The organism is Novosphingobium sp. CF614 (genome assembly GCF_900113255.1).
Lineage (GTDB): Bacteria > Pseudomonadota > Alphaproteobacteria > Sphingomonadales > Sphingomonadaceae > Novosphingobium.
This window is the reverse complement of sequence record NZ_FOOR01000001.1, coordinates 278,546-295,961: the sequence shown is the minus strand read 5'-3', so window position 1 is coordinate 295,961 and position 17,416 is coordinate 278,546. Positions and strand designations below refer to the sequence as shown.

General features: G+C 68.9%; 17 protein-coding genes. 11 read left to right on the top strand and 6 right to left on the bottom strand.

All coding sequences use genetic code 11. The annotated features are described in order from the left end of the window. The first annotated feature begins 44 nt into the window (after positions 1-44). The 5 genes from BM052_RS01410 to BM052_RS01390 all read left to right on the top strand — a co-directional run bounded on the left by BM052_RS01410 (position 45) and on the right by BM052_RS01390 (position 4,588). Positions 45-359, top strand: a complete 315-nt coding sequence (locus tag BM052_RS01410; protein ID WP_091142340.1) for a flagellar biosynthesis anti-sigma factor FlgM — start codon at positions 45-47, stop codon at positions 357-359. Continuing rightward, positions 356-688, top strand: a complete 333-nt coding sequence (locus tag BM052_RS01405; protein ID WP_091142337.1) for a flagellar protein FlgN — start codon at positions 356-358, stop codon at positions 686-688. Before BM052_RS01410 ends, BM052_RS01405 begins: the two co-directional genes overlap by 4 nt. 107 nt (positions 689-795) lie before the next feature. After that, positions 796-1,677, top strand: coding sequence for a transglycosylase (locus tag BM052_RS01400; RefSeq protein WP_091142334.1), 882 nt, complete (start codon positions 796-798; stop codon positions 1,675-1,677). Positions 1,678-1,709: 32 nt separating this feature from the next. Continuing rightward, positions 1,710-3,818, top strand: coding sequence for a flagellar biosynthesis protein FlhA (locus tag BM052_RS01395; protein ID WP_177198299.1), 2,109 nt, complete (start codon positions 1,710-1,712; stop codon positions 3,816-3,818). Beyond that, positions 3,815-4,588: a sigma-70 family RNA polymerase sigma factor gene (locus tag BM052_RS01390; protein WP_091142329.1), complete on the top strand. Its 774-nt coding sequence runs from the start codon at positions 3,815-3,817 to the stop codon at positions 4,586-4,588. The genes BM052_RS01395 and BM052_RS01390 overlap by 4 nt, the downstream gene beginning before the upstream one ends. 98 nt (positions 4,589-4,686) lie before the next feature. Here the strand turns inward: BM052_RS01390 and BM052_RS01385 are convergent, their stop codons facing one another. From BM052_RS01385 to ccmA, 3 genes are all read right to left on the bottom strand, one after another. Further along, positions 4,687-5,133 (bottom strand): hypothetical protein, encoded by a 447-nt coding sequence (locus BM052_RS01385; RefSeq protein WP_091142326.1) that lies wholly within the window; start codon positions 5,131-5,133, stop codon positions 4,687-4,689. 228 nt (positions 5,134-5,361) lie between these two features. After that, positions 5,362-6,021 (bottom strand): heme exporter protein CcmB, encoded by a 660-nt coding sequence (locus BM052_RS01380; RefSeq protein ID WP_091142324.1) that lies wholly within the window; start codon positions 6,019-6,021, stop codon positions 5,362-5,364. Then, complete coding sequence (gene ccmA, locus BM052_RS01375; protein ID WP_091142321.1) at positions 6,018-6,596, bottom strand: heme ABC exporter ATP-binding protein CcmA; 579 nt, start codon at positions 6,594-6,596, stop codon at positions 6,018-6,020. Before ccmA ends, BM052_RS01380 begins: the two co-directional genes overlap by 4 nt. Before the next feature lie 50 nt (positions 6,597-6,646). Between ccmA and BM052_RS01370 the strand changes: the two genes are divergently transcribed. The 6 genes from BM052_RS01370 (at position 6,647) to BM052_RS01345 (ending at position 14,487) form a co-directional block, all read left to right on the top strand. Further along, positions 6,647-6,937, top strand: coding sequence for a 4a-hydroxytetrahydrobiopterin dehydratase (locus tag BM052_RS01370; RefSeq protein WP_091143014.1), 291 nt, complete (start codon positions 6,647-6,649; stop codon positions 6,935-6,937). A 136-nt stretch (positions 6,938-7,073) separates the two neighbouring features. Beyond that, the gene (locus tag BM052_RS01365) at positions 7,074-7,685 is read left to right on the top strand and encodes a TetR/AcrR family transcriptional regulator (protein WP_091142318.1); all 612 of its coding nucleotides are present in this window, start codon (positions 7,074-7,076) and stop codon (positions 7,683-7,685) included. Between the two features lie 423 nt (positions 7,686-8,108). Beyond that, the gene (locus BM052_RS01360) at positions 8,109-8,528 is read left to right on the top strand and encodes a hypothetical protein (protein ID WP_091142317.1); all 420 of its coding nucleotides are present in this window, start codon (positions 8,109-8,111) and stop codon (positions 8,526-8,528) included. Positions 8,529-8,548: 20 nt separating this feature from the next. Continuing rightward, positions 8,549-9,802 (top strand): efflux RND transporter periplasmic adaptor subunit, encoded by a 1,254-nt coding sequence (locus BM052_RS01355; RefSeq protein WP_369821489.1) that lies wholly within the window; start codon positions 8,549-8,551, stop codon positions 9,800-9,802. Positions 9,803-9,864: 62 nt separating this feature from the next. Further along, on the top strand, positions 9,865-13,044 hold the full coding sequence (locus tag BM052_RS01350; protein WP_091142314.1) for an efflux RND transporter permease subunit: 3,180 nt from the start codon (positions 9,865-9,867) through the stop codon (positions 13,042-13,044). A gap of 18 nt (positions 13,045-13,062) precedes the next feature. After that, positions 13,063-14,487 carry an efflux transporter outer membrane subunit gene (locus BM052_RS01345; protein ID WP_091142312.1) on the top strand — a complete coding sequence of 475 codons (1,425 nt, stop codon included), beginning with the start codon at positions 13,063-13,065 and terminating at the stop codon, positions 14,485-14,487. A gap of 335 nt (positions 14,488-14,822) precedes the next feature. Here BM052_RS01345 and BM052_RS01340 read toward each other — a convergent pair whose 3' ends face one another. From BM052_RS01340 to hemC, 3 genes are read right to left on the bottom strand one after another with little or no spacing between them, the layout of a single operon-like run. Then, a complete protein-coding gene (locus BM052_RS01340; RefSeq protein ID WP_091142310.1) occupies positions 14,823-15,740 on the bottom strand; it encodes an MICOS complex subunit MIC60 in 918 nt (305 codons plus the stop codon). Further along, entirely contained in the window at positions 15,741-16,457 is a 717-nt protein-coding gene (locus BM052_RS01335) for a uroporphyrinogen-III synthase (RefSeq protein WP_091142307.1), read from the bottom strand. A 2-nt stretch (positions 16,458-16,459) separates the two neighbouring features. Next, the gene (gene hemC / locus BM052_RS01330) at positions 16,460-17,407 is read right to left on the bottom strand and encodes a hydroxymethylbilane synthase (RefSeq protein ID WP_091142306.1); all 948 of its coding nucleotides are present in this window, start codon (positions 17,405-17,407) and stop codon (positions 16,460-16,462) included. Between the last annotated feature and the right edge of the window lie 9 nt (positions 17,408-17,416).

Below are 17,416 nucleotides of genomic sequence, written 5' to 3'. Positions count from 1 at the left end.
ACGCCGCTCCGTTCTTAGTGCAGGAACTTTCAAGGAGCGGCATTATGCCACCTATCGAAGTGGGACCTGCACGCGCTGCAACGGCGATCGATGCAAGGCTGGCCCGCGCGGCGGGCGGTGAATCGTTGCCTGGCGCCAACGGCGTCGCGGCGAACCGCAGTGCCAACAAGGCCAGCGCCACCGCCAGCCCGGCGGTGGAGACTTCGGGCGCGCTCGATCCGGGCGAAGCCCCGGTCGATGCGGAACGCGTCGAGGACATTCGCAAGGCTGTCGAATCCGGCACTTACCCTTTGATCCCCGCAAAGATCGCCGATGCCATGATCGCAGCCGGCGTGCTGCTGAGGAGCCCGAAGCAATGACCCCTTCCGATCTTCGCGAAATCCTGCGGCAGATGCTTGCCGTCCTCGAGGAGGAGCGGCAGGCGCTTGCCGGGCTGGATCTCGACGCGATCATCGGCGCGACCCACGACAAGGATCGTCTTTGCGGCACGCTCGACACGGTCGATGCGATCCAGCTCGACGAGGAATGCCGCGGGATGCTCGACACGGCGCGGCGCCTGAACGAGGTAAACCGCCAGGTTCGCAATATTATCGCCGCCAACGTCACCAAGCGGCTCAATGCGCTGACCGGTGCGCCGCAGCTCTATCGGGCCGGGGCCGGTTATGCCGTCGCCGGAGGGCGCGCCTGATCCACCAAAGCGTTTGGGAAAGGATTTGGCACGACCCTTGCTAGAACCTGACCGGTAGCATTTGTACCGGGAGCTTCGGGTTGAGCGAGGGACAAGTCATTGGGGGGATGGGCGGCGCCGCTGCGACCAGGGGATCGCAGGCGCGCGCCGCCATCGCCCGGGCCTCCGAGGCCACCGGGGTCGACTTCCAGTACCTGCTGGCGCAGGCCAAGCTGGAATCGAGCCTCGATCCCAGCGCCCGCGCCGCTACGTCCAGCGCGGCGGGCCTCTATCAATTCACTCAGGGAACATGGCTGGAGACGCTGGACCGTCATGGCTCGAGCCATGGCATGGCCTGGGTCAACGATGCCATCCAGGGCGGGCGCATCTCCGATCCGCGCCTTCGCGCGCAAGTCATGGGGCTGCGCTACGATGCCGATACCTCGGCGATGATGGCGGCGGAGCTTGCCAGCGACAACAAGGCCGAACTGACCGCGCAGCTGGGCCGCGAGCCCGATGCTTCCGAACTCTACCTCGCCCACTTCCTCGGCAGTTCCGGCGCCAGCCAGTTCCTTTCCGCGCTCGCGACCGATCCTTCGCAGAGCGCCGCGGCGATCCTGCCCAAGGCAGCCGCCGCCAATCGCTCGATCTTCTATGCCGGGGGTGCCCCGCGCAGCGTCGGCGCCGTCATGGACCTGATGCGCAGCAAGGTGAGCGGCGCCATGGAAAGCGGCGATGCCGCGCTCTGGGCCAGCGCCGGCGGCGCACGGGACATTTCCGGCGCGCCCGCCGAGCAGGAGGCGCCGGGCTACCAGGCGGCGGCCTGGCAGCCGCCGATGGGGCCGATCGCCCGCGAATTCCACGCCGGCCTCCCGTCAACGGCGCAGGCGCCGCAAGTCGCGACCCGGTCCATGGCCGATACGCTGCGGGGCACTTTCGGTACTTCGGCCGAGGCCGCCCCTGCCCACGTGCGTGATGCCTATGCCAAGCTGGCGAGGTTCAACCTGTGAACCCGTTCAAGCGCATCAACGATCCGGGCGCGATGGCGCTGCCGGCCGGCATCCTGATCCTGATCGTGCTGATGATCGTGCCGGTTCCGGCGGTCGTCCTCGACATCTCGTTCACGCTCAACATCGCGCTTTCGGTGGCGATCCTGATGGCGGCGATGAATGCCGAAAAGCCGCTGGACTTCTCCTCCTTCCCTTCGGTCCTGCTGTTCGCGACGCTGCTGCGCCTGGCGCTCAACGTCGCCTCGACCCGCGTCGTGCTGGTCCACGGGCACGAAGGCGAGGCGGCTGCCGGCAAGGTGATCGAATCCTTCGGCGCCTTCCTGATCGGCGGCAACTTCGCGGTCGGCATCTTCGTGTTCCTGATCCTGGTCATCATCAACATGGTGGTCGTCACCAAGGGTGCGGGCCGCGTCTCGGAAGTTTCCGCCCGTTTCACCCTCGATGCCTTGCCGGGCAAGCAGATGGCGATCGACGCCGATCTTGCCGCCGGCCTGATGACCGCCGAGGAAGCCAAGGCCCGGCGCCGCGAAGTCGCGACCGAGGCCGATTTCTACGGCTCGATGGACGGTTCGTCCAAGTTCGTGAAAGGCGATGCCATCGCCGCCCTCCTGATCCTGGGCGTCAACATCATCGCCGGCTTCTGCCTGGGCATGATTAGCCACGGCCTGTCGGCAACCGATGCCGCGCAGACTTACATCACCCTGGCCATTGGCGACGCGCTGGTGGCGCAGGTGCCCTCGCTGCTGCTCTCGATCGCCGCTGCCGTCATCGTCACCCGCGTGTCCGACAGTCGCGACCTGGCCGGGCAGATCGGCGGCCAGTTCGCCGCGCCCGGCACCTGGCTGCCGGTTGCCGTCGTGCTGGGCGCGATCGGCATGATCCCGGCCATGCCGCAGACGGTGTTCCTGCCCGCCGCCGGGCTCGCCTTCTGGCTCTGGCACGCCTTGCGCAAGCGGGCCGCGCGCGCCGCCATTCCGATTGTCGTCCCCCCGCCCGAAATCGATCCGGCGCGGATCGATCTGGAGGACGTTTCCGACCACACGCTGGTCACCATCGAACTGGGATACGGCCTGGTGCAGCTGGTCGACGATCGTCGCGGCTCGCCGCTGGTCACGCGCATCACCGGGGTGCGCAAGCAGCTCAGCCAGGCGTTTGGCTTCATCGTCCCCCAGTTCCGGGTGCGCGACGCGCTCGACATGCCGCCGCACGAATATCGCATCGTGCTGGGCGGTGTGAACCTGGGCGGCGCGACGATCCGCGCCGACAAGGTGCTTGCCATCGACGCGGGCGAAGTGCGCCGCAATCACACCTTGCGGGGAGAGGCGACGCGCGATCCCAGCTTCGGCTGTCCCGCGCTGTGGATCGACCCCGCCGCGCGCGACCACGCCACTGCCGAGGGTTTCCTCACTGTCGATGCCGGTACGGTGATCGCCACGCACCTCAACCAGCTGCTCTCGGAACGGCCGCAGGACCTGCTGGGACCCGATCAGGTCAAGGTGCTGCTGGAATCGCTGAAGGAACACGCGAGCGGGCTGGTGGAGACGATCCATCCGCAGCCGCTTTCGCTCGCCGCGCTCACCCGGGTGCTGCGCTCGCTGCTGGAGGACCACATTCCGATCGCGCATCCGCTGCCGATTCTCGCCAGCCTTTCGCGCGCGGTGCAGCAGACGGTCGACCACGAACGGCTGGTCGAGCTGGTCCGCGCCGATCTTGGCGGGCTGATCGTCGGGCGCATCTGCCCCCCGCACGAGCGGCTGCCGGTCATCACGCTCGACGCCGGGCTCGAATCGGCGATCATCCAGGGCATGCACGATCCGGTCACCGGTCAGCCGGTGATCGAACCGGACCTCGCGCGCATGATCGGCGAGAGGATCGCCGGGCTTGGCGAAGCGCGCGGTCCCGGCGCGATCCCGCTCACGCTGGTCGTGCAGCCGCGCGCGCGGCGGGCGCTGGCCGCGCTGCTGCGGCTGCGCGCGCCCTCGTGCCTCGTCCTCTCGATCGCCGAACTGCCCGCGACGCAGCCGATCGAAGTCATCGATGTCATAGGCGCGGCGCCCCCGGCCCATCAGCCGCCAGGCCTGCCGCACCCCGATTCCACCCGCCCCGACCACCATGACCAAGCTGAGAGCATGGCCGCATGAGACAAGAACACAGGGTTTTCACCACGGCTCCCGTCACGCCGGTTCCCGGCGTCCGGCCAAATCGCATAGCCGGGGCCTATCAGGGCGACGTCGGCGACCGGGTCCGCCGCTTCCTGCCGATGGTCCGGCGCCTCGCCTGGCATGTCCATGGCACCGGGCGTCCCGGGATCGAGCTTGAGGATCTCGTCCAGGCCGGCCTCGTAGCGCTGACCGAATGCGCGCAGAAGCATTCCGGGCCGACCGAGGATGGCTTCGCCGCCTATGCGAAGATGCGCGTGCGCGGCGCCATGGTGGACCTCATCCGCCGCACCGTGCCGATGTCGCGCGGGGCCAGCGAGCGCCGCCGGCTGCTCGCCGAGAAGGAGACCGAGCTGCGGGGTGATCTCGGCCGCGATCCGCATGGGCATGAACTGGCCGCGGCCATGGGCATCGACGAGGCCGATCTTTCCGCCTTGCGCGATTCCAGCCAGCCGCTGCGTTTCGATCCCATCGACGAGGTCTATTCCGACCAGAACATGGCCTTCGCCGACGAGACCCCCGACAGCTTCTCGCTGCTGGCCGACGAGGAACTGCGCGGTTCGGTGATCGAGGCGATCACCGAGTTGCCCGAGCGGCTCAAACTGGTGGTCCAGCTCTACTTCGTGGAGGAATTGAACCTGGCCGAGATCGCGCAGGTCCTCCAGGTCTCGATCCCGCGCGTCCACCAGCTCAAGGCGCAAGCGCTCGCCAAGCTGCGCGAAAGCCTGGAAGGGGTGGCGGAGCTCCTGTGAACCGGGGCGGGCAGCCCGCCTTCGGCGACTCGCCTCGCAATGCACGCATCCGGCCAAGACACCGCGACCAGAACCGGCTCGGTGACGGGATGGGCTTTCTATTCCCCCGCGTTCCTGGCTTCCACCGGTTCACCCGGGAAAATGCCGGCGATCGCCATGGCCGCGCCCAGGCGGGCAAGCGTTTCCAGCATGTCGCCCACGCTTTCTTCGGCCATCACCATTTCCAGCGTCTCGCGCGTGGCCTGGGCGCCCCGGTCGCGCAGGCTGGTGATGAGTTCGAGGATCACCGCTTCATGTTCGGAAACGTGGGGGCAGGTGAGCGCGCAGAAGGCGAAGGTTTCCAGGGCGTCGCGATTGAACAGCATCATCGCGCGGTGGAAGGGCTGGAGGCCGCCGATCATCTGCCATTTGGCGAAGGCCGGCGCCAGCAGCTGGGCCGGGCAGCGCTTGTGCCCGATCGCGGTGACCCAGGCGCGCATCGACCAGACAAGGAAGCGGCAACCCTCGTCCAGGGTGTTCAAGGGGCGGTCAACGTACTGATACATGCCGAATCTCCAGAGGGGGTTGCAATTGCGAATGATTATCAATAGCTATGTGACGCGGCTTGGCTCCCTGGTCAAGCCCCTCGCGGATCCGGTGCTTGTCATGGGGCGTCGGTTCCCTCCTGTAGACTTGGGCCAGGGCGGCCTTTCAACCTCTCCCCAGGCCGCCCGGCCCATTTTTTCCCCTTGTAGATAAAGACCCGCGCGGAAAGTCGCGCCCCCGACGAAGCTTCAGCCGCGCGCGGTGCGGACGGCGGCGCCCCCGGCGAAGGGCGCGATCGCGATCAGCACCAGGCTGGCGGCGGCGGTCAAGGCAAGCCCGCTCTCCCCGCCCGTGCCCAGGCTGCCGGCGCCGAAGATCAGCACCGGCACCGCCATCGGGATCACCAGCAGGCCGGACAGCGCCGCGCCGCCGCGCAGACCGGCGGTGAGCGCCGCCACTGTCACGCCCAGCGCGGCCAGGCCCGGCGTGCCGGCCAGCAGACCGATCTCGACCGTGCGCAGCGTCGCGCCGTCCAGCCCCAGCAGGGCGGCGGCGGGCAGGCTCGCCAGCATCAGCGGCGGGCCGAAGCTCAGCCAGTGGGCCAGCACGCGCACCGCGATCACCAGTTCCTCGGAAATGCCGCGCAGGGCCCATTGGTCGAACATGCCGAGCTCGATGTCGGGCTCCACCAGCCGGTCCAGCGGCAGGATCGCGGCGAGCAGCGCGGCGACCCAGATCACCCCGCCACCGGTCCGGGCGAGCAGCGGCGCGTCGGGCCCGACCGCGAAGGGATAGAGCATCGCCACCGCCAGGAAGAACAGCACCGGCAGCAACGCCCCGCCGCCGCGCCCGCCCAGCAGCAGCCGGGCGAGGTCGCGCTTCAGGAGCGGCCAGGCGCGCCCGGTCATGCCGCGTAGTCCGCCAGCGCCAGTGCCCGCATGCCGGGCAGGGCGAAAGCCTGGTGCGAGGCGATCAGCGCGATCCCGCCCGCCGCGCAATGCCCGGCGGCAAGCGTCTCGGCCAGCGCCGCCGCATGGCCGTCCAGCCCGTTGAGCGGTTCGTCCAGCAGCCACACGCGCGCCTTCTGCCCGAGCAGCCGGGCCAGCGCGGCGCGTTTCCTCTGCCCGGTGGAGAGATAGCGCACCGGCACGTCCAGCAACCCGGCAAGGCCCAGCCGCGCCAGTTCGTTGTCCGCCGCTCCGTCGATCCGCTGCCAGAACCCCAGCGCGCGTCCCAGCGGCAATACCGGGTCGAGCGCGGGTCGCTCGTCGAGCAGGCTGACCGCGCCGGCGATCTCCACCGAACCGGCATAGGCCGGCGCCAGCCCGGCGAGGATACGCAGCAGGCTCGACTTGCCGATGCCGTTGCTTCCCGTCACTTGCAGCGCTTCCCCGGGCTTCAGGCGCAGCGAAAGGCCCCGGAACAGCACCCTGTCGCCGCGTCGGCAGGCAAGATCGGTGACGGAAACGGCGGCCCCTTGCATGGCGCCGTGCGATAGTGGAAACCGCAGGTACTGCCAAGGAGGAGAGCGAAATGGCCATTCCCTGCCTCACCGATGCCGAACGCGACCAAGCGCTGAAGGATTTGCCCGGCTGGAGCCTCGGCGAGGGTGGCCAGGCGATCGAGATCGACCTGGAATTCGGCGATTTCAACGAAGCCTTCGGCTTCATGACCCGGGTCGCGCTATATGCCGACAAAGCCGATCACCATCCCGAATGGTCCAACGTCTACAACAAGATCCGCGTGCGGTTGACGACGCATGACGCCGGGGGCCTGAGCGCGCGGGACGTGCGGATGGCGCGGTTTATCGACGGGATCGTTTGAAACGCCGCCGCCGCTTGCCGGGACTTTCCATTGCCCGCTTTACGAACCGGTTTCCGGGCGTCGGGGGCGCCGCGACGCCCGGAACCTTGTCGCGGCACTGGACGGAGGCTCGGCGCGGACCTATATACCGGTCGGTATGGAATGTCCGATCACCATCAAGGCTCGCGGCCGTCCTCGGGAATTCGATCCCGAGAAAGCGCTGGCGAGCGCGCTTCGCGTGTTCTGGCAGCACGGCTACGAAGGCGCCTCGATGGCCGACTTGACCGAGGCCATGGGCATTACCAAGCCCAGCCTCTATGCCTGCTTCGGCAACAAGGAAGCGCTCTTCAAGAAGGCGCTCGATCTCTACGAGCGCGAGAAGCTCTGCTACATCCAGGCCGCGCTTGACGCACCGACCTCACGCGAGGTGGTGGAGCGGCTGCTTCGCGGCGCGCTGGATACGCATTGCGGCGGCAGCGACCCGCAGGGGTGCATGGGCGTCATCAGCACGGTCGTCTGCGCCAGCGAGGCGGCCTCGATCCGCGAACACGTCGTTGCCCGGCGCGCCTCTTCCGAAGCGGCTGTGGTTGCGCGCTTCGAACGCGCCAAGGCCGAAGGTGACTTGTCCGAAAGCGTCGATCCACGGGCGCTGACCCAGTGCCTTACGGCGGTCGTCCAGGGTATTTCGGTCAAGGCGCAAAGCGGTGCCAGCCGGGAAGACCTGGAAGGCGTCGTCGATACCTTCCTGGCGATCTGGCCGAGTCGCTGACGGCCGAATCGGTTCGTTCCGGTTTCCGCGCCGGGAAAAATTTGGCCGGCCCGGCGTTCAAGCTCTTGAAAAAGGCGTCCGGACGCTAATTTTACCGATCAGTATAGAAACCCGCTTGACGCGGCGCAGCATGCGATATATACCGATCAGTACAGAATGAAGGCATCCGAATCACCGCATTGCGGGAGGTCCGATGCTGGAACACGCCGTACCGGTCCTGACCGGCCGACGGCTGGCGCCACCCGTTTTTGCGGGGGCTGCTGACAAACGAATCAACGCGGCTGCGTGTCGGGCTTTTCGCCTGCGGGCATTACCGCTGCACCTACGGATTTTCCGGCGTCCCCCCAGCCGGAGATCGCCCCGGCGCGCGCGCTCTCCCCACCCCCCGGGGCGCGCGCCGGGGCCTTTCAGGGAGCACGAAACATGGCCTTCATCGACTTCAACGCGGCAGCGCTCCGGACGCTGCCCGTTCCCACTTTCAACGTGTCCGCCCACGGCCGGATTTCCGAAACCGCCTCCGAAACAGCCGACGAGCTTTCGGCGCTCGAGCAGCGGATCATCGAACTGGCCCGTGCCGACGGTCTCGAAACGCTGCGCCCCCCGCAAAAGCGCTCATGGCTTGCCCGGCTGATCCTGGGTCCGCCCGCGCCGGCGGCCATGCTTGCCAACGAAAAGCTCGAAGCGCTGCGCAGGCTTGCGGTCCAGGCATGGCGGAAGGGCCATGCGCTGCCGGGCTCCGCGCTGAAGGAAGCCCGCGACGCGGGCTACAGCGAGGCGCAGGTCGGCGCCGTCATAGACGCCGTCAATCGTGCCCGCACGCCGTTCCGGAGGCTTGCCGCGTGAATTCTCCCGCAACGATCGAATTGCCGGCCTACGATGCGCCGGAAATCCCCGAAGCGCGCCGGCGATCCTTGCGCCGCCGCAATGCCGTGATCGCCGTGATCGCCATCGTGGTTGTCGCCGGCCTCGGCTGGAACCTGTTCCACGATGCCGACGCCGATGCCGTGCCGATGCCGCTGCCGTCGGTGCAGACCGCCCGGCCGCTGACGCGCGAGGTGACGGAGTGGGACGACTACGTCGGCCGCTTCGCCCCCAGCAAGACGGTCGAAGTGCGTCCACGCGTGTCGGGCGCGGTCACCCGGATATTCTTCCGCGACGGTGACTATGTCCGGCAGGGCCAGCCGCTGTTCACGGTCGATCCGCGCCCCTATCGCGCCGCGCTGGCGGAGGCCCAGGCGGACGTAGCCTCGGCGCGCAGCGCGCTGGCGCTGGCGCGGTCGGACTATGACCGCGTGGCCGGGCTCACCGGCGACGAGGCGATGGCCGCCAGCGAGGTGGACCAGCTGCGTGCCAAGCTGCGCGCCGCCACCGCCGCGCTGGCAGGAGCCCAGGCCCGCGAACGCCAGCGCGCGCTCGAAGTCGAGTTCGCGACCGTCCGCGCGCCGATTTCCGGCCGGATTTCGGACCGCCGCGTCGACGTGGGCAATCTTGTCTCGGGCGACAACAATGCCAACGCGACCCTGCTGACGACCATCAACGCGCTCGATCCGATCTATTTCACCTTCGATGCCTCCGAGGCGCTGTTCCTCAAGACGCAGCGGGCGCGGGCCGAACGCAAGGCTGCCGCCGACGTGCAAGTGCGCCTGCAGGACGAGGCCGACTATCGCTGGAACGGCAAGCTCGACTTTACCGACAATGGGCTCGATCCGCGTTCGGGAACGATCCGGGTGCGCGCCGTGCTGGACAATCCCGACGGTTTCCTGACGCCGGGCATGTTCGGCAACATGCGCATGGCCGAAGGCGGCACGGTCAAGGCCCTGCTGGTGCCGGACGATGCGATCCAGTCCGACCAGGCGCGCAAGGTCGTGCTGGTTGTCGGCAAGGACAGCACGGTCGCGGCCAGGCCGGTCGAGCTCGGGCCGCTGGTCGATGGCCTGCGGGTCATCCGGTCCGGCCTGTCGGCGCATGACCGTGTCGTGATCTCGAACTACCAGGCCGCCGTTGCCGGAGCCAAGGTCGTGACCCGGCGCGGCGTGATTGCGGCCGATCCCCATACGGTCGCGGCTCCCCCCGGTGCCGCCGCGCCGATGGCCGCGCAGGCAACGCTCGCCGACTGATCCACCCGTAACGGGCCGGCGTCCGCACCCTGCGGGCGCTCCCCACACGAGGGTACATATCCATGCGATTTTCCCGGTTCTTCATCGACCGGCCGATCTTCGCAGGCGTTATCGCGGTAATCATCACCGTGGTGGGTGCGCTTGCGTTCTTCGGCCTGCCCGTCACCCAGTATCCCGACATCGTCCCGCCGACGGTAACGGTTACCGCCCAGTACCCCGGCGCCTCCGCCGAGACCGTGGCCGACACCGTCGCCGCGCCGATCGAGCAGGAGATCAACGGCGTCGACAACATGCTTTACATGGATTCGCAGTCGACCGGCGACGGCAAGGTGACGATCACCGTCACCTTCAAGATCGGCACCGACCTCGATGCCGCGCAAGTCCTCGTGCAGAACCGCGTGGCGGTGGCCACGCCGCGCCTGCCGACCGAAGTGCAGCAGCTCGGCGTCGTCACCCGCAAGACTTCTCCCGACTTCCTGATGGTCGTGAACCTGCAGTCGCCCGACGGCACTTTCAGCCGGGACTACCTTTCGAACTATGCCCTGACGCAAGTGAAGGACAAGCTGGCGCGGCTCGACGGCGTGGGCGACGTGCGGCTGTTCGGCGCGCGTGACTATGGCATGCGGATCTGGATCGATCCCGGCCGGGCCGCCGCGCTTGACCTGACCGCGAGCGAGATCGTCTCGGCGCTGCGGTCGCAGAACGTCCAGGTCTCCACCGGCGCGCTCGGCCAGCCGCCGTTCGACACCGGCAATGCCTATCAGATCGGCGTCGAGATGCAGGGCCGCCTCACCACGCCCGATCAGTTCGGCGACGTTGTGGTGCGCACCGATGCCGATGGCCGCCAGGTCCGCGTGCGGGACGTCGCGCGGGTGGAACTCGGCGCGCAGGACTATTCCACCAACACCTACCTGTCGGGCAAGCCGACCGTGGTCATCGCGGTCATGCAGCGCCCGGGTTCGAACGCCCTCGATGCGGCCCAGGCGGTCCGGGGGCAGATGGACCAACTGGCCAAGTCGTTCCCGCACGGCCTTGAATACTCGGTGATCTACAATCCCACGGAGTTCATCGGCCAGTCGATCGACGCGGTGTACCAGACCCTGTTCGAAGCGGTGGTGCTGGTCGTCCTCGTCATCCTGGTGTTCCTGCAGAACTGGCGGGCGGCGGTGATCCCGATCATCGCCATCCCGGTGTCGCTGATCGGCACGGCGGTGATGCTGGCGGCGGTCGGGTACTCGCTCAACAACCTTTCGCTGTTCGGCCTGGTATTGGCGATCGGCATCGTCGTCGATGACGCGATCGTCGTCGTCGAGAACGTCGAGCGCTACATCGAGGGCGGGATGAAGCCGATCGAGGCGGCCCGCCGCTCGATGGACGAAGTCTCGGGCGCGCTTGTCGCCATCGTCCTGGTGCTCTGCGCGGTCTTCGTGCCGACGCTGTTCATCTCGGGCATCTCGGGTGCGTTCTACAAGCAGTTCGCGGTGACCATCTCGACGGCGACGGTGATCTCGCTGCTGCTCTCGCTGACGCTTTCGCCGGCGCTGGCCGCGGTGCTGCTGCGTGAGCGCCATGCCCTTCCCGCCGATGCTCCGCGCTGGAAGCGCGTGCTGCAAGGCGCGGCGGATCGCTTCAACCACGGGTTCGAGCGCCTGAGCGCCGGTTATTCGCGGCTGACGCTCAAGCTCGTGAAGCGGCCGCTGCGGATGATGGCGACTTATGGCGCCCTGATCGCGGCCACCGGCGGGCTGTTCTGGGCCACGCCGGCCGGCTTCATCCCGCAGCAGGACCAGGGCTACTTCCTGGCCGCGATCTTCCTGCCGCCCGGCTCGTCGCTTGCGCGCACGGACGAGGCGACGCAGGAGGTCGCCCGGCGCATCCTCCCCATCAAGGGGCTGCGCGGCGCCGTGATGTTCGCGGGCTTCCATGGCCCCTCCCGCACCGCGTCGCCCGATGCCGCCGCGGTCTACTTCCCCTTCAAGAGCTTCGAGGAGCGCAAGAAACTGGGCGTGACCGATGCGGGTATCATGGCGCAGGCGCAGCAGGCGATGCAGGGCTTCGACAAGGCGCAGGTGCTGCTGATCCCGCCGCCGACGATCAACGGCATCGTCCCTCCCGGCGGCTACCGCATGATCGTCGAGGACAAGGAAGGGCGCGGTTACGCGGAACTTGCCAAGGCCACCGGCGCGCTCCTCGCGCAGGCCAACCAGTCGCCCGAACTGAAACAGGTCTACACACTGTTCAACATGAACACGCCGCGCGTCTACGCCGATGTGGATCGGCGCAAGGCGGATATGCTGGGCGTGCCGCCCGAGCGGGTGTTCGAAGCCTTGCAGGTCTACCTCGGCTCGGCCTTCGTGAACGACTTCAACCTGCTGGGCCGCACCTATCGCGTCACGGCGCAGGCCGATTCGCCTTACCGGGGATCGACCGCCGACATCGCCAATCTCAAGACCCGTTCGAATTCGGGTGCGATGGTGCCGATCGGTTCGGTCGCGACCTTCCAGGACAAGACCGGCCCCTACCGCGTCGTGCGCTACAACCTGCAGCCGGCGGTCGAGGTCGACGGCAGCGCCGCGCCGGGCTACTCCTCGGGCCAGGCGCTGGCGACGATGGAGAAGATCGCCGATCAGACGCTGCCGGCGGGCTATGGCCACGAGTGGACGGGCATCGCCTACCAGCAGTCGACGGCGGGCAATACCGCGGGCCTGGTGTTCGGCATGGCGGTGCTGTTCGTCTTCCTGGTGCTCGCCGCCCAGTATGAGAGCCTGACTCTGCCGCTGGCGATCATCCTGATCGTGCCGATGTGTCTCTTCGCGGCGATGGCCGGCGTCCAGATCCGGGGAATGGACAACAACATCCTGACCCAGATCGGCCTCGTCGTGCTGATCGCGCTGGCGGCGAAGAACGCGATCCTGGTGGTGGAGTTCGCCAAGCAGGCGGAGGAGGAACGCGGCATGTCCCCGGTCGAGGCCGCCGTTCATGCCGCCCGTACCCGCTTGCGTCCGATCCTGATGACCAGCTTCGCCTTCATCCTTGGCACCGTGCCGCTGGTGATCGCCCAGGGCGCGGGCGCGGAGCTTCGGCAGGCGCTGGGCACGGCGGTGTTCTTCGGCATGGTGGGCGTCACCGGCTTCGGCCTGCTGTTCACGCCCACCTTCTACGTGGTCTGCCGCAGCCTCGCGGAGCGGCTGCGGCCCGCCCACCGTTGCCCCGGCGACCATGCGCTGCAACCGGCGGAATAATTAGGAGGAAACGACGTCATGAAAACGCGCAACCTCGTCGCGGCGCTGCTTGCCGCGACCAGCCTCGCCGCTTGTGCCGTGGGCCCCGATTATGTCGCGCCGACCCCGCCGGTGGCGGCCGAGGCGCCCTTCGCCGGGAGCCAGTCGCCTGACGTTTCGACCGCGGCGCCGCAGGCGGCCTGGTGGCGGCTCTATGACGATCCGGTGCTCGACGGTCTCGTCGCCGATGCGCTCGCCGCCAATACCGATATCCGGGTCGCGGTGGCGCGGATCGAAAGGGCCCGCGCAAGCTTGCGCGGATCGCGCTCGAACGCCTTGCCGCAAACCGGAATAGACGCTTCGGGCACTTATGGCCGTGCTTCCGAAAGCCAGGTCCTGCCCGGCGCCGACCGGGAGGGCCGGACCATCGACGGCGAGTTCTCCGTTGCCTACGAACTCGACCTGTTCGGCCGCGTCAAGCGCGGGATCGAGGCGTCGCGGGCCGATCTGGAAGCCACGCGCGAAGATGCCGACGCGGTGCGCGTGACCGTGGTCGCCGATACCGTGCGTGCCTATGTCGATGCCACCAGCGCTGCCGAGCAACTCACGGTCGCACGGCGCACGGTCGATCTGCTCGATCGTTCGGTCAGGATCACCAATGCCCGGTTCGAGCGCGGCCTCAACGAACGGCTCGACGTGATCCGCGTGACTCAGTTGCGCGATCAGCAGGCCGCCGCGATCCCCGCGTTGCAGGCGGCGCGCGATGCCGCGCTGTTCCGGCTGGCGACGCTGACCGGCCGTACCCCCCAGGCGCTGCCGGAAGCGGCGCGCCTGCGCACCACCACGCCGGACGTTGGTCAGCCGATCCCGGTTGGCGACGGGCGGGTGCTGCTGGCCCGGCGGCCCGATGTCCGGGCGGCCGAACGCCGCCTGGCGGCCGACACCGCGCGGACCGGCGTGGCGACCGCGGACCTCTATCCCCGCATCACCCTGGGCGGCTCGATCGGCACCACGGCAATAGGCGCGACCGACGTGCTGGGCGGCGGGCCGCTGCGCTGGCTGTTCGGCCCGCTGATCTCATGGGCTTTCCCCAACCAGGAAGCCATCCGCGCGCGCATCGGATCAGCGAAGGCGGATACGCAGGCGGACCTTGCTGCGTTCGACGGGGCCGTGCTGCATGCCCTGGAGGAAACCGAGACCGCGCTTTCGTCCTATCGCAATGCGCTGCTGCGCAAGGCCCGGCTGGCCTCTGCCCGCGATGCGGCCGATCGCGCGGCGAAAGTAAGCCTTGCGCGCCAGAGCAGGGGGCAGGCGGACGCCCTCGCCGTGCTGGACGCGCAGCGCACGTTGGCGCAGTCCGAAGCCGAATATGCGCAGGCAACCCGCGCGGTGGCCTTCGCCCAGGTCGACCTGTTCCGCGCCCTTGGCGGCACCTGGCAGGACGGGCCCGGCGCGGCCTCCTGATCTTCTTTCCGGCTGTGGGCCATCGGATGGGTCATACCCGGTCTCTTGAAGCGAGACTCATCTCCCCCTCGTCGAAGGGCGCAGATTGAGTCTCACTTCGATAGACTTGGTATCATCTCGCCCGCCCTTGCCCGCCCGCCATTGCCGCGATGCCGCCGAAGCGATCCAAGGCGGCCGCCGAACGCCCGGGATTGCCACACCGCTTGCGGTGGCTCGCAATGATGAAACGAGGGGTCATGGTCTTGCGTCGATGAGGACATGTATAACCTATATGGTTACGCATGTCAAGGAAAAAGTGCCACGCCGTTTTTGGCAAGCGCTTTCGCGCGGCAGCGCTACTCGGGCTTCGGCGGCGCCGGTGCCGGCGTCGCCAGGGGGCTGGGCTGGTCGATTTTGTGGCCGGCGGCGTCCTGCAGGCGGCTGGGTTCGAGCATGGCGGTGGTTTCGAGCAGGTCCAGTGCCTGCTGGACCTGCTCATAGCGGCGCGCGTCGGTGATCCATATGTCGGCGGCTTCGGCGCCGGGCAGGCGCTCGACTTCGCTGACGGCATTGTCGATGCGGTGGGCGGTGAGCATCACCCGGGCGCGGTCGATGCGTGCCGAGGGCGTCATCAGCGCCGAGGAATCGCGCCGGACCACGAACAGCGAGCCGAGTTCGTGACGCGCCCGTTCCCACAGGCTCAGCTTGTCCTCGGCCACGGTCAGTTGCGGTGAAAGCGCCTCGAGCCGGGCGGTCAGTTCGTCGATGGTGACCGGGCTCCGGCTGAACGCGATGATCGTTTCCACCGCGCGCGGCTGGGCGTTCATGAAGCGCAGCCTGAGCTGGTCGGCGACGTAGCTGAGCGGTTCGCCCCGGTCGATCATGCGGCGCGCGGCGAAGGCGATCAGCAGGCCTTCCGCCCGCGCGGCATTGCCCGATGCCGCGTCGGTCTGGAAATCGATGCGCGAAATCCGGTCTTCGAGCAGCGCCAGCCGGCCTTCGACCGATCCGATCGCCGCCATCTGCGCGGCGGTGGACTTCGGCGGCGTGGGGACGATCTCCTGGCCGGACTCGTCGGTTGGAACCGCGAGGACGACCGCGGCGGTTTCCTGGGCTTCAGGCCGGGGCAGGACTTTCGAAAGATAGCCTTGCGACGAAGCCCAGGCGAACACCGCCGCGCCGAGAACGAAAGCCACCAGGGCGACGAACAGCGTCACGCCGCGCGAACGCGGGCGGAGCGGGGGCGGCGAAATTGTCGCGGAGTAGTCCTGCATTCAGTCTTGTTCTGGCAGTTGTGATCCCGAAAGCGCCTCTTCGCACATCCGGACGGCCAAGGCCAGCAATGCGGCGTCATCGGGCACTTGCGCGCCGCGCAGCATGGCCCAGCCGGTCCCGGCGCGCGCGGCGACACGCGGGCCGATCGCGGCGAGCAGGATCCGCCCGCGCTCGATCCCGGCTTCGTCGCACAGCCTCGCGAAACGCGCGGCGGCCTCGCCCGAATGCAGCAGGGCCAGGGCTGGCCGCGCCAGCAGCCCGGCCAGCCCGGCCGGCAGCGGCAGCGGATCGCTGGCATAGACTTCGCGCGTGACCAGGCCGATGCCCTTGGGAACGTCCAGCTCCACCCGCTCGCGCCCGGCAAGGCGCAGCAGCCTCCGGTGGTCCGGCCGGAGCGCGCCGAGCAGCGGTTGCAGCCCGCCCGCGCCGGCGGCGACGACATCGAGGCCCGCCGCCCGCGCGCCATCGGCCGTCTTCGCGCCCACGGCATAGGCGGGAAGGCCGCGATAGGCCGCCAGCGCCGGGCCGCCATGCCGCACGGCATTGGCGCTGCCGAGCAGCACCGCGTCGATCTCCCCGCGCGGGACCGGTTCCCAGGGCAGGGGGCGGACCGCGAAGAGCGGGAACGCGTGGGCATCAAGGCCCATCGCGCGGGCCTTGCCGGCGGTCGCCGTGGCGCCCGGCTCGGGCCGCAGGACGAGCACCGGAAGCGCCATGGTCAGCCGCCGGGACCGCCGAAATGGACGGCAATGGCGGGCGCCGCGCGGGCGAGCAGGTCGGCGGCGAGGCGGGCCGGGCCGCGCGCGTCGCCTGCCGCGAAACGCGCTTCGCCTTCGACATGCTCGGCCCCGTCCGGGCTGTAGAGCGCCGCGCGCATGACCAGCTCGCCGCCTTCGGCGCGGGTGAGCACGGCGACCGGGCTGTGGCAGTTGCCGCCCAGGCCCGCCAGCAGCGCGCGCTCGGCCAGGACCGCGTCACGGCTGGGCGCATCGTCGATCGCGGACAGGAAGGCGCGGGTGCGGGCATCGTCGGCGCGGCATTCGACCAGGATCGCCGCCTGCCCCGGCGCGGGCAGCCAGTGTTCGGCGTCGAGCGGGTGGCCGGTGCCGGCCTCGCCCAGCCGCCTCAGCCCGGCGGCGGCGAGGAACGTGGCGTCGGCTTCTCCGGCCGCCAGCCGGGCAAGCCGCGTTGCCACGTTGCCCCGGAAGGTGACGACCTTGCAGTCCGGCCGGGCATGGAGCAACTGCGCGGCGCGGCGCGGCGCGCTGGTGCCGACCACCGCGCCTTGCGGCAGCGCGGCGATGCTGGCGGCGCCGACCAGCACGTCGCGCACGTCCTCGCGCTCCAGCACCGCGCCGATCGCGAACCCCTCGGGCCGCAGCGTTTCCACATCCTTGGCCGAATGGACCGCGAAGTCGATCTCGCCGCTCGCCAGCCAGGCGTCGAGTTCCTTGGTCCACAGCGCCTTGCCGCCGATCTCGGCGAGCGCGCGATCCTGGATGCGATCGCCGCTGGCGGTGACGGCCACGATCTCTATATGCGCGGGATCGATTCCATGCGCCTTCGCCAGCCGGTCTCGCGCTTCCCCGGCCTGGGCCATGGCGAGCGGCGAGCGGCGGGTGCCGAGGCGGAAAGTCTGGTCTTGGGTATGTGTCTGCGTTTCCATGGGCGGCTT